Annotated in this window: 11 protein-coding genes; all 11 read right to left on the minus strand. The window is 66.0% G+C overall.

Annotated features, from left to right (window positions below; all coding sequences use genetic code 11):
• Positions 1-9: 9 nt before the first annotated feature.
• On the minus strand, positions 10-1,224 hold the full coding sequence (locus WMC41_RS22165) for a tyrosine-type recombinase/integrase (RefSeq protein WP_432346446.1): 1,215 nt from the start codon (positions 1,222-1,224) through the stop codon (positions 10-12).
• 318 nt (positions 1,225-1,542) lie between these two features.
• Entirely contained in the window at positions 1,543-3,105 is a 1,563-nt protein-coding gene (gene guaA, locus WMC41_RS22170) for a glutamine-hydrolyzing GMP synthase (protein WP_432346448.1), read from the minus strand.
• A 53-nt stretch (positions 3,106-3,158) separates the two neighbouring features.
• Positions 3,159-3,803 (minus strand): 5'-methylthioadenosine/S-adenosylhomocysteine nucleosidase, encoded by a 645-nt coding sequence (locus WMC41_RS22175; protein ID WP_432346450.1) that lies wholly within the window; start codon positions 3,801-3,803, stop codon positions 3,159-3,161.
• Entirely contained in the window at positions 3,800-4,249 is a 450-nt protein-coding gene (locus WMC41_RS22180) for a PaaI family thioesterase (protein ID WP_244767188.1), read from the minus strand. The genes WMC41_RS22175 and WMC41_RS22180 overlap by 4 nt, the downstream gene beginning before the upstream one ends.
• An 86-nt stretch (positions 4,250-4,335) precedes the next feature.
• Positions 4,336-4,791 (minus strand): TspO/MBR family protein, encoded by a 456-nt coding sequence (locus WMC41_RS22185; RefSeq protein ID WP_432346452.1) that lies wholly within the window; start codon positions 4,789-4,791, stop codon positions 4,336-4,338.
• 43 nt (positions 4,792-4,834) lie between these two features.
• Positions 4,835-5,938: a DUF1513 domain-containing protein gene (locus WMC41_RS22190; protein ID WP_432346454.1), complete on the minus strand. Its 1,104-nt coding sequence runs from the start codon at positions 5,936-5,938 to the stop codon at positions 4,835-4,837.
• Complete coding sequence (locus WMC41_RS22195; protein WP_432346456.1) at positions 5,938-7,071, minus strand: imelysin family protein; 1,134 nt, start codon at positions 7,069-7,071, stop codon at positions 5,938-5,940. The genes WMC41_RS22190 and WMC41_RS22195 overlap by 1 nt, the downstream gene beginning before the upstream one ends.
• A gap of 206 nt (positions 7,072-7,277) precedes the next feature.
• A complete protein-coding gene (locus WMC41_RS22200; protein WP_432346458.1) occupies positions 7,278-8,813 on the minus strand; it encodes a di-heme oxidoredictase family protein in 1,536 nt (511 codons plus the stop codon).
• Positions 8,814-8,856: 43 nt separating this feature from the next.
• Entirely contained in the window at positions 8,857-10,134 is a 1,278-nt protein-coding gene (locus tag WMC41_RS22205; RefSeq protein WP_432346460.1) for an imelysin family protein, read from the minus strand.
• Positions 10,135-10,345: 211 nt separating this feature from the next.
• A complete protein-coding gene (locus tag WMC41_RS22210) occupies positions 10,346-11,635 on the minus strand; it encodes an RsmB/NOP family class I SAM-dependent RNA methyltransferase (RefSeq protein ID WP_432346462.1) in 1,290 nt (429 codons plus the stop codon).
• Between the two features lie 75 nt (positions 11,636-11,710).
• Positions 11,711-12,073: a septal ring lytic transglycosylase RlpA family protein gene (locus WMC41_RS22215; RefSeq protein WP_432346464.1), complete on the minus strand. Its 363-nt coding sequence runs from the start codon at positions 12,071-12,073 to the stop codon at positions 11,711-11,713.
• Positions 12,074-12,321: the final 248 nt, after the last annotated feature.

Here is a 12,321-nt window from a genome sequence, read left to right on the forward strand (position 1 = left end):
CTTAGCCAATCAGGCCGCTATCGGGCAGGCGGTGACAATCGGGCGGTTACCGTCGTGGACCTCGGCGGCACGTTGCTTCGCGTCGGCGATCAACTCCTTTGCGGATTCGCCCTTCACCCAAGCGTCGAGCATGTCAGCCCAGCACTGAAGCATGATCCTCCGCTCGGCGAGGTAGCGGTTCACATTATAGACGGCCGCGATCCGGTTCCGGGGCGCGTGGGCCAAGCTCATCTCGATCCAACGATCATCGAACTTGGCGCGATTCAAGCCGGTCGAGAACGTGCGGCGCAGGTCGTGAACGCCAAAGCTCTGAAAGTCAGGATAAGTCTCCCGGATGCGCTCTACGACCGTGTCGATCACGCGGTTGAGCGTCGCGTTGCTGATAGGCGTATCGCCGTCATATCGGCCGGGGTGAAGGTATCGACTGTTGCCGAACATGGTGCGGAACGCCGTCAGAATGTCGAGCGCCTGATCGCTCAGCGGGACGACATGCGCCTTGCCGGCCTTCATACGCTCGGCCGGGATCGTCCAGCGCGCGGCGGTGAAGTCGATTTCTTTCCATATGGCGTCGATGAACTCCGACTTGCGGACGCCGGTCAGCAGGACGAACTCCACCGCCAAGCGCAGCGTAGGCGCCGCCGACACATGATCCAAAGCCGCCAGGACCGCACGAACCTCGGACGGCGACAGTGCACGGTCGCGTGGCTCGAACGTGGCGATGGCGCTGATGCGGATCGACTCAGCCGGGTTGCTCACATCCAGTCCGCTTCCTTGGGCGTGACGGAACACCAGCAACACGACCTCACGGATATGCACGGCGACGGCCGGCCCGCGCTTCTCCTTAACCTCATCACATAGGCGTTTGAGGCGTTGCGGCGTCACCTCCGCCAGCTTGAGCTTCGACAACTCGCCTGCAATCGCGCGGCCATAGACGGATCGGCGCATCGCCAAGGTGCTGTCAGCCAGTTTCTCGGCCCCCGACTTGGGATCGGCCTTATGTTTGAAGTAGGCTTCCGCCCATCCGCCGAACGTCAACGCTGCGGCCGACGCGGTGCGCTTCTCCACCTTGGCTTTCGACGGCGACTCGCCCCGCTCGACTTGATGCCTGGCCCGCGCCAGCAACGTCCTCGCCTCCGCAAGCGACACTTCCATTCCGTAGTCCTGCGCATCAGGCGCGCGTGTCAGCTTGCGCGCTGCCTCGGCGCTATATCGGCCGATGGTCAAGACCTCCTGCCGCCCGTTCACCCGGTACTGATACCGGAACGAGATGACTCCGGTCGGGTAACGGCGGCGTGCATTCCGTCGCGGTCCGTCACCTTGTACAGCTTGGCCCTCGGCTTCAGATTTTTCAGTTCTTTATCCAGTAAGATCGCCCATAAATCCGCATCCGGTCTGGGGGCAAACGCATACCAACATCGCTACCAACAAAGTGGCTGGGTTGGGGTGACATGCAGCGATACGGGGTAAGAAAAATAATCCTTACTATTCAACGGGGTCGCGCGATTTTTGGCACGGAGCGAGATGGTCTGAAACGACCTTAATTCACTCCCACTCGATCGTCCCCGGTGGCTTCGAGGTCACGTCGTAGACGACGCGGTTGATGCCGCGGACCTCGTTGATGATGCGGGTGGCGGCGCGGCCGAGGAAGTTCATGTCGTAGTGGTAGAAGTCGGCGGTCATGCCGTCGACGGAGGTGACGGCGCGCAGCGCGCAGACGAATTCGTAGGTGCGCCCGTCGCCCATGACGCCGACCGTCTGGACCGGAAGCAGCACGGCGAAGGCCTGCCAGATCTTGTCGTACAGGCCGGCCTTGCGGATCTCGTCGAGATAGATGGCGTCGGCCTCGCGCAGGATCTCCAGCTTGTCGCGGGTGATGCCGCCCGGGCAGCGGATGGCAAGGCCCGGTCCTGGGAAGGGATGGCGACCGATGAAACTGTCCGGCAGGCCGAGTTCGCGGCCGAGCACGCGCACCTCGTCCTTGAAGAGCTCGCGCAGCGGCTCGACGAGCTTCATGTTCATGCGCTCGGGCAGGCCGCCGACATTGTGGTGCGACTTGATGGTGACCGAGGGGCCGCCGGTGAAGGAGACGCTTTCGATGACATCGGGGTAGAGCGTGCCCTGGGCGAGGAAATCCGCGCCGCCGAGCTTCGATGCCTCTTCCTCGAACACCTCGATGAACAGGCGGCCGATGATCTTGCGCTTGGTTTCCGGGTCGGAAACGCCTTCCAGCTCGCCGACGAAACGGTCCACGGCGTCGACATGGATGAGATGCAGGTTGTAGTGTTCGCGGAACATGGCGACGACGTCGGCCGCCTCGTTCTTGCGCATCAGGCCGTGGTCGACGAGGATGCAGGTGAGCTGCGCGCCCACGGCCTCATGGATGAGGAGGGCCGCGACGGAGCTGTCGACGCCGCCCGACAGCGCGCAGATGACGCGCTTGTCGCCGACCTGCTCGCGGATCGCCTCGACGGCGCGCGCGCGGTAGGCCGACATCGACCAGTCGCCCTTGATGCCGGCGATCTTGTGCACGAAGTTGGAGAGCAGCTTGGCGCCGTCGGGCGTGTGCACCACTTCCGGATGGAACATCGTCGTGTAGTAGCGCTTCGCCTCGTTGACGCAGATGGCGAAGGGGGCGTTTTCGGAAACGCCGATGATCTCGAAACCCTCGGGTGCGACGGTGACGCGGTCGCCGTGGCTCATCCAGACCGGGTATTTCCGGCCGACCTCCCAGAAGCCCTCGAAAAGCGGGCTCGACTTCAGGATCTCGACGTCGGCGCGGCCGAATTCACGGGCGTGGCCGCCCTCGACGGTGCCGCCGAGCTGGGTGGCGAGCGTCTGCTGGCCGTAGCAGATGCCGAGGATCGGCAGGCCCGAATCGAAGACGACCTGCGGTGCGCGCGGGCTGCCCTGGTCGAGCACCGATGCGGGACCGCCGGAGAAGATGATCGCCTTCGGCTGCATGCGGTGGAAGGCCTCTTCCGCCGACTGGAAGGGGATGATCTCGCAATAGACGCCTGCCTCGCGCACGCGCCGCCCGATGAGCTGGGTCACCTGGCTGCCGAAATCGATGATGAGAACGCTGTCGGGATGAGCTGTCTGGGTCATGGCGAGCCTTTAATGAAAATCCTGCCGCCGCGCAACGGGGAAATGCCGGATCTTCAGCCCTTCAGCACGACGGTCCCGTCGGCGATGGCCGCTTCCAGCCGGTCGACGGCCTCGGCGAGCTTTTCGTCGATGACATGGAGGTACTCCGTCCAGTCGCCGATATGGCTGAGTTCTGCCTTGCCGTCGGAAATGCCGCGCAGGCCGACGAGCTTGACGCCGAAGGCCTGGCAGGCGCGCAATTCCGCGAAGGTCTCCATCTCCACCATGTCCGCGTCGATGCCCGCATAGGCGGCGCCCGAGACGATGTCGGCGCCGGTCGAAAGGCGCGCCTCGGATATGCCGGGAATGCGAAGGGGAAGCGGCACCTCCACCGGCAGGTCGAGGAAGGGCGTCGCGCCGCGGGTGAAGCCCAGCGGCGAGGCGTCCATGTCGCGATAGGAGACGGAGGTCGCCTGGTAGACGCCGGTCTGCTCCAATGTCGCCGAGCCGGCCGAGCCGAGCGAGACGACGAGGTCGGGGAGACTGCCCTCGGCTTCCAAGTGGCAGAGCGCGAGCGTCAGCTGCACGGCCGCCTCCACCGGGCCGACCCCGGTCATGAAGGGCGTGATGCGGGCTTTCAGATGGGGGCCGTATTCGGCGTCGACGGCCATGACATAGAGGATGCGGTGCGGGCCGACGGCCTTGAGGGAAACGCTCATCCGGCGATGTCCTCGCGTCCGCGCACCACCATCATCGTGCCCGTCATCGTGGCGATGAGCTTTGCCGGGCCATCCGAGATGGCATAACCGCGCCCGTCGGCGACGATGATGTTGGAGCCCGGCTTGGTGACCTCGCCGCGAAAGAGGAAGCGCTCGCCGCGCCCCGGCGACATGAGGTTGACCTTGAACTCGATGGTGAGGATCGCGGCATCCGCGTCGATCACCGAATAGGCGGCATAGCCGCAGGCCGTGTCGAGCACGGCGGAGATGACGCCGGCATGGAGGAAGCCGTGCTGCTGCGTCAGCTTCTCGTCGAAGGGCAGCTCGATCTCCACCGTGCCGTGCTCGATGCGCGTCAGTTCGGCGCCGATGAGCCGCATCGCCGCCTGCCGGGCAAAGCTTCGGGTGATGCGGTCGGCGAAATCGGCCGGTGGAAAATCGGTCATGGTGCAACCAGGTCTGCCGGCGCGCCGCCGGGATGGGCAAGGATGGCCGAACGTTTGCACGGCGCATGCTGCACTGCAAGCGCCTTTCAGTTCAGGAGGAGGATTGCCGCGTTCAGCGCCGTCGCGAAGGCCACCCAGGCGAGATAGGGCACGAAGAGGAGCGCCGCCGTGCGATCCTGCCGCCAGGAGGCGATGATGAAGGCGGCGACGGAGATGAGCAGGCCGAGGATGATGATCATCGCGGATGCCGGGTCGCGCAGGCCGAAGAAGGCGGGCGACCAGGCGAAGTTGAAGACGAGTTGGGCGAACCAGAGGCGCATCGCCATCGAACGGCGCAGCGTCAGCCAGGTCCGGGCGCCGACCACGCCGATGATGGTGTAGAGAAGGCTCCAGGCCGGCGCGAAGACCCAGTCGGGCGGGGTGAAGATCGGTTTGGCGAGCGAGCGGTACCATTCGTCGGGAATGTTGTTGGCTCCGATGAGGAGGCCGCCGCCGAGAACGAGGATGATGAAGGCGAGATAGACGAGGGGCTTGTTTTTCATGCCCGGGAGGTAGCGCGGCGCGCGCCGCCGTCCAGGGGCGGGATCAGCGGCGCGGCATCAGGCCGGCGATGTGCTGGTCCCAGGCGACGGCGTCCCGGCTGCCGGCAAAGCGGCCGTCATAGGAGGAGACCGCAAAGCCCCGCGGCGCCGCAGCGATGCCGGCGGCCTCGGCGATGGCCTCCTCCCGCAGCACCCGGCCGCTTGCCGCCTCGAGCACGACGAAACGCCCGCCGTTCGGCGAGGTGAGGCCGACAAGGCCCTCGCGCCGGTTGACCGCAATGGCGCCGACATAGTTGGCAAGGCCGATCGTGGTCTCCTCCGGCAGGGAGAGGAACACCAGGTCCTCGCCCCTGGAGAAATGGCCGACGAGCGGCGGCAGGTCGTTGCGCGGCCCCTCGTACTGGCAGGCGAACCAGATGCGTCCCCTGTCGTCGAGGTCGATATGGCGGGTGGAAAGCTGGCGCAGCGTCTCCGGCAGCGCATGGCGCTCGACGAGCGCGCCGGTTGCCGCGTCGATCAGGGCGAGCGAGGGCTCCATGTGGTCGAGATTGAGCTTGGTGCGGCCGAAATCCGGATGGGTCTCGATGCCGCCATTCGCGGCGATCAGCAGGCGGCCGTCGTCGCTGACGGAGAGATCGTGCGTGCCGATGCCGTAGGTCGAATATTCGCCGATGCGGCGGTAGCCGTCGCCGGCGTCATAGAGGCCGATGACGCCGCGCCCGGCGTCGAAATCGTTCTCGCTGGCATAGAGGATTTTTCCATCCGGCGAAAAGCAGCCGTGGCCGAAGAAATGCCGGTCCTCGGCGCTGGCGATCGTCACGGGCGATGCCCCGCCGCCGCGGTCGATGATCAGCGCGAAGGTACCCGGACGCCGCGCGAAGGCGACGAGGTGGCCGGTCGCGGGCGAAAAGGCCATGCCGTGGCTGCGGGCCGGCAGCGGCGTCTTCTCTATGAGTGTGCCGTCCTCGGCCAGCACCGCGATGCCGAAGCTCCCGTCGCGCTCCATGTAGCCGGACGCGAAGACGGCGTCGGTCTGCGACAGCGCGAAGGACGGACGGGTCCCGAGCGCCGCGACCCAGGCGGCGCCCGCCATGCGCAGGAAGACGCGGCGGTCGACAAGCGCGCTCCGGGTGCCCGCGGCCCGCATCAGTCGCCGTCCGCGAAGGAGAAGCCGGCGCCGAGCCCGATCGCCCCGCCATATTCGGTGTTGAGGCGCAGGATGAGGTCGCGCGTGTTGACGAGGAGGAAGGCGATCTTCTGTTGTTCTTCCGGCGTCGAGACGGCCTTTTCGATATCGGGATCGATGGTCGGCGCGACGCGGCGCAGGGCTTTCAGCACGAAATCGACATTGCCGGCGATGGAGACGAAGTTCGGATCGATGAGATCGGCCATGCCCGATGTGTCGAACAGCGTCTGCAGGCCCTCGATATTGGCGTTGATCGAGGTCCAGGTGTTGCCGGAACGCCAGAAGACCGCCGATTTCGGGCGTGTCGTGCCGCCGTTGCGGTAGAAGGTCTCGATGCGCTGGTCGCGCACCGCCTCCGCGCCGTGAACGAGGATGCCGAGGAGTGCGGTGATCGCCTCCTTGCCGGTGCGGAAGACCGGGTTCTGCGGGCCGGGATGTTTCCAGTCCCGCTGCACGCCGTCGGGCGCGTCCCAGGCCGCGACGAGCTGACCGGCCGTCGTCTCGATATGGCGGGCGACGGCGGCGGCATAACGGCAGCGGAAGCTGTCCGGCGTCGCCATCAGCGTTTCCGCGCCGGTGCCGTAGAGCGCGAATTCGAGCGCGCCAAATCCCTGGATCGCGACGCTCTTGCCGGCCATGGCCGCGGCGTCCGTATCCGCTTCGTCGGCCTTCTGCAGCAGCGCCTGAACCTGCTTCAGGCCGGTGCTCTTGCGGTCGGGGTAGAAGAGGATGCGCTCGAAGCGGTTGTCGTCGATGACCGGGCCGATGCGCACGATCTCGATGCGCCCCCAGTCGGCAACCGCCTGCCGGAAGGCATCGTCGACCGTCTTGCGGCCGCCTTCGGAGGGCGCCTTGCAGAAGGCGGCGGTCGTTTCGGCGAGCATGCCGGCGGAGGCCTGGAAGCGGCGGTAGCCGGGGCGGATCACCTCGTCGACCGCGTGCGTCATGATGCCGACCACGCTCTCGTCCGTCAGCGCGGGCGGCACGGGCGCCTCGCCCTCCTGCGCCAGCGCCGGCAGGGCGGCGGAGAGCATCAGGCCGGCGGCGAGAAGCAGGGTCGGCAGTCGCCGCCGCCCCTCTGCCCTGCCGGGCATCTCCTCCTCAGGGGGGGAGATCGGCAAGAAGCAAGAACCTTGCTCAAACCGCACCGCTAGAGAGAGGCGAGACAGCGCTCCATCCAATCTCCCCCCTTGAGGGGGAGATGCCCGGCAGGGCAGAGGGGGGTGAGCCTCCCCAAAAGTGGGCGCGATGCTTTCGAAAAGCGCGGCGAAACGACGGAAAGAGGGGCGCCGGATGGGCATCAGAGGCTCTCCAAAAAAGTCAGAAGGGCGTCGCGGTCGTGTTTTTCCAGCGCGGCGAAGCGGTCGCGTGCCGCCTCAGCCTCCCCGCCGTGCCAGAGGATGGCCTCGGTGAGGTTGCGGGCGCGCCCGTCATGCAGGAAGAACGTATGGCCGTTGACGGTTTTTGTAAGGCCGATGCCCCAGAGCGGCGGCGTGCGCCATTCCCGCCCGGTCGCCACGCCGACCGCCTGCCCGTCGGCAAGGCCCTCGCCCATGTCGTGCAGCAGGAAATCGGAATAGGGCCAGATGAGCTGGAAGGCATGGGCCTTGTTGCCGGCATCGCGCCGGGTGACGAATTTCGGTTGATGGCAGCTTGTACAGCCCGTCTCGTAGAAGATGCGCTTGCCGTTCAGCGTTTCGGCGAAACTCGCCCTGCGCCGCGCCGGCACGGCAAGGTTCTCCGCATAGAAGGTGACGAGGTCCATCACCGGCGGCGGGGCTTCGGCATCGCCGAGCCGCTTCTGCACGCCGTCGGGCCGGTCGAGGCAGGCTTTTTGCGCGGGCGTGCAGTCGCCCTGATGCAGCGGCACGTCCGGCGTCGAAAGGCCGATGTCGAAGGCGAAGGCGTCGGCGCTCTGCTGGCGCACGGTGGCCGACTGCGCCTTCCAGCCGAACCGGCCGAGCGCCTCCTTGCCCGTCTTCGGATCGATGGCGATGGCCGCCTTGCCGCTGATGCCGTCGCCATCCTTGTCGTCGGGGTCGGCAAGGGCGAGAATATCCGCCTCGTGGATCGCCTGGACGAGGCCGAGGCCGAGCATCGGCTGGGTGACGCGCGGCGAGAGCGTCGTCGTGGCATCGAGGTCGCCATAGGCGAGATCGGCGACGGAATATGTCGGCCGGCGCAGCGTGACGACCTCGCCGCCGGCAAGCGTCACCGGCTCCTCGGTATAGTCGATCACCATGCGGCCCTCGGCCTTGAGGCCGGGTATGGCGAGATCCTGAAGCTGGCGGCCGTAGATCGGATCCGGCAGGCTCATCTCGCGAAAACTTTTCAGCGCCGCCTCGTCCTCCGGCGTCCTTGCCGCGCGGGCGAGGCGCAGGAACATCGACGTCGCCTCGGCGGCGCCCTCCGGCGGATGGCCACGGCCGTCCTTGATGTGGCATGTCTGGCAGGAGCGCGCATTGTAGAGCGGTCCCAGCCCGTCGGAGGCCTGGGTGGAGGAGGGCGAGGAGACCCAGAGTTTCTGGAAGAGCGCATTGCCGAGCTTGAACGTTTCTTCCTCCGCGAAGGTGAGGTTCTCGGAGAAGTGGGAGAAGCTGTTGACGTTGACGGATGCAAGCGAGGTCGCCGCCCCGCCGGACATCGCCTCATAGGCTTCGGCCTTGGAAAAATCCGTCGTTAGCGCCGTCACCGCGGCGACGCGCTTGCGATCCTTTTCCGAGAGGTCATCGCGCCCGCGGCCGGTGGAATGGGCAGGTCCCAGAACGAAAACGCCCACCACGACGGACACCGCGGCAAGAGCCGCGAGCAGAGGGCGGGCGGGGCGTTCTGTCATGTATGGATCGGGCCGCCACCCGGGGGAGGCGGCCCGCCTTCTATCATTGGAAGACAGCGTTAGGATTATCCAGGCTGTCGGAGCCTTCAAGCTCGATCGTGCCGAGGTCGAGCGAGGCGATGACGCGTTCGATCGTCCTGGTCTGGTCGATCAGGCTGTCGACGGCGGCCTGGACGACCTTGTTGCCCTCTTCGTTGCCCTCACCGATCATCTGGTCGTAGGCTTCGCCGCCTTCCGCGCGGTCCACCAGCGCCTTGAAGGCGGCATGGCTGGCGTCGAGCTTGGCCTTCATCTCCGTGTCGAGCGCGGCGTCCTTTTCTGCAACCAGCTCGGAGAGCGACGGGCCGGCGAGCTTCGAGCCGTCCGCACGGGTATATTCGCCCGTATAGACGGTCTGGATGCCGACGACATCGTAGTAATGCGAGTTGTGCGTGTTGTCGGAGAAGCAATCGTGCTCTTCTTCCGGATCGTGCAGCAGGAGGCCGAGCTTCATGCGCTCGCCGGCAAGTTCGCCATAGGAGAGCGAGCCCATGCCGGTCAGCATGGCGGTGATGCCGGCCTTCGGATCCGACGTCACGTTCTTGGCGGCGTCGCCATCGGGCGCCCAGGCCGTCACCATCTCTTCCAGATCGGTGACGAGCAGCGAGGATGCGGCCTTCAGGTAGGCGGCGCGGCGGTCGCAATTGCCGTTGGTGCAATTGGCCGTGTCATAGTCGCTCGCCTGGCGGTTGCCCGCGCCCTTGCCGGTGCCGTTGAGGTCCTGGCCCCACAGCAGGAATTCGATGGCGTGGTAGCCGGTCGCCACGTTCGCTTCCACTTCGCCCGCCTCGTGCAGTTCCTGCAGGACTGCCGGCGTGATGGTGGTGGCGTCGATCGTCTTGCCGCCGATCTCCAGCTTCGGATTGGCGATGACATTGCCGACGAAGAGGGCGTTCTCGTCGCTCTCCGTGCCGTAGCTGGCATCGACATAGTCGATCAGGCCCTCGTCGAGCGGCCAGGCGTTGACCTTGCCTTCCCAGTCGTCGACCAGCGGATTGCCGAAGCGATAGGCTTCCGTCTGCTGGTAGGGCACGCGGGACTTCAGCCACGCCTCGCGCGCGGCCTTCAGCGTGTCGTCGCCCGGCTTGGCGATGAGTGCGTCGACCGCTGCGTCGAGCGCTTTTGCTGCGTCGAGCGAGTCGGAGAATTTGGCATGCGCGATTTCGGCATAGTGCTTGACGATCGCGGCCGGATCGGCGGCCGCATGGGCGGAACCGATGGCGAGCCCCGATGTCGCGGCAGCAAGCGCAAAGGCGGCCGCGCGGAGGAAGGAAGTGGTCATGACGTCTCCTGGTGTCCTGTTCGATGTGTCCCCCGACACCGGACGTCACGGCTTGCCTCCCTTGGCGGCCGCCGCCCGGATGGTCCGGCATCTCGCCGGGCCCGGGATTATTCAGGCGTTACTGTCATGGACCAAATAAAAACTTGTGTCAAAGTGTATAGTTTAGAACGATTTCAAGCTGTTCCGGTACACTTGACAGAGCGCAACCGCCTCAGGCCTTGCGGCCCATGGCGCAGAAGAAGAAGCCGTCCGTATCGGTCGAGGCCGGCGTCAGGGTGACGGTCTTGCCGTCGCGCGACCAGGGCTGCGGCTTGTCCGCGCCGAACAGCTTTTTCCAGGTGTCGGTCGCGGGCAGGATTTCGAACTGCGGATTGGCCGCGCAGAAGCCGTGCACCTGTTCCTCGTTCTCCTGCGGCAGGATCGAGCAGGTGACATAGAGCAGGAAGCCGCCCGGCCGCACGAAGGCGCTGGCATTGGCAAGCGCTTCCTGCTGCTGGGTGAGGCGTTCCTCGAGGTTCTTTTCGGTGAGGCGCCATTTGGTGTCCGGCCGGCGGCGCCAGGTGCCGGTGCCCGTGCAGGGGGCATCGACCAGTACGCGGTCGAAGCGGCTGTTCAGCGGGGCAAGGCTGGCAATGGTCTCATGGACCTGGACATTGCGCGTGCCGGCACGCTTCAGCCGCTCGATGATCGGGGCGAGGCGCTTGCGGTCGGTGTCGTAGGCGTGCACCTGGCCCTTGTTGTGCATGGCGGCCGCCATGGCGAGCGTCTTGCCGCCGCCGCCGGCGCAGAAGTCGAGCACCTGCTCGCCCTCCTGCGGCACGACGAGATCGGCGACGATCTGCGAGCCTTCGTCCTGCACCTCGAACCAGCCCTTCTGGAAGGCGAGGTCGGCGGTGACGTTCGGCAGGCGCGAGGGGCCTTCGCCGGCAGGAATGCGGATGCCCTCGCGGGCGATGGCCGAGGCGGCGGCGGCGTTGCGCTCCAGCGCCTTCAGCACCTTGTCGCGGCCGGCCTTCAGCGTGTTGGCGCGCAGGTCCAGCGTCGGCCGGCCGGCAAGCGCCTTGGCTTCCGCCAGCCAGGCCTCGCCGAAATTGGCCTCGAAGGCGGGCTGGATCCATTCGGGAATGTCGCCCTGCACATGCGGCGCGGCGTCGTCGAGAGTGCGGGCGCGGAAGGCGGCAAGCTTCTCGCCGGAAATGGGCTCCGGGGCAAACCGGTCGCCGTCGAACTCGGCGGCAAGCGCCTCGGGGGCGAGGCCCCACTGGCGCAGGAGCACGGCATGGCCGAGGGCGGCGGGACTGTCATCGTCCATCAGGAAGGCGTGCGACAGTTTCATGCGCAGCGCGTCATAGACGATATTGCCGATCGCGGCGCGGTCGCCGGAACCGGCAAACCGATGGGAGAGGCCCCAGTCCTTGAGTGCATCGGCGACGGGGCGCCGCCGCGTCTCGATATCCGTCAGAACCTCAATGGCTCCCGAGAGCCGCCCACCCAATCGCATCCGTCATCTCCGTTTTGCGTCGTGGTAGCGGCGGAATGCACGAAGGGCAAGCCGGGAGCCGCACAATAGCGCTCGTCAGCCGATGACTTCGTAACAGATCTTGGCGTGGCCGGAGCGGATCATGCCGATGTTGGAGGCGGCGGCCTTGGAGAGGTCGAGCACCCGGCCGCGGATGAACGGGCCACGATCGTTGATGCGCACCACGACGCTCTTGCCGTTGTTCGCGTTGGTGACCTTCACCTTGGTGCCGAAGCGCAGGCTCCGGTGGGCGGCCGTCAGGAGGTTCGGGTTCATGCGCTCGCCGGAGGCGGTGCGCGAGTGCAGCGCATACCAGGAGGCACGACCGCAACCGGCGGCCTCAGCATCGGAGAATGTAACGAAGGTGGAGGAGGCTGTGACGAGCGAGGCGAGTGCGAGGCTGGAGAGCTTGAGCATCATGTATCGGATGACCTTCCGGGAAAGTTGCGAATTTCCGCTGTGATGATCGCCCTATGAGGAAGCAAAAATGGCAAAAACGTGCCTCAACCCGCCGCAATTGCTGTGGGGAGGCCGTACGATATACAGTCCATCGCCGGCGATGGATTTTTGATCTTCGTTCGGATGGCGGAAAAGAATCTTCCGAATCAGTCACTAAACTGGATCGACTTGCAAGTTGGAATGGTCATCCGGCAATCGCACAAATTCTC

The sequence above is a fragment of the Shinella yambaruensis genome (assembly GCF_050859155.1).
GTDB lineage: Bacteria > Pseudomonadota > Alphaproteobacteria > Rhizobiales > Rhizobiaceae > Shinella > Shinella yambaruensis.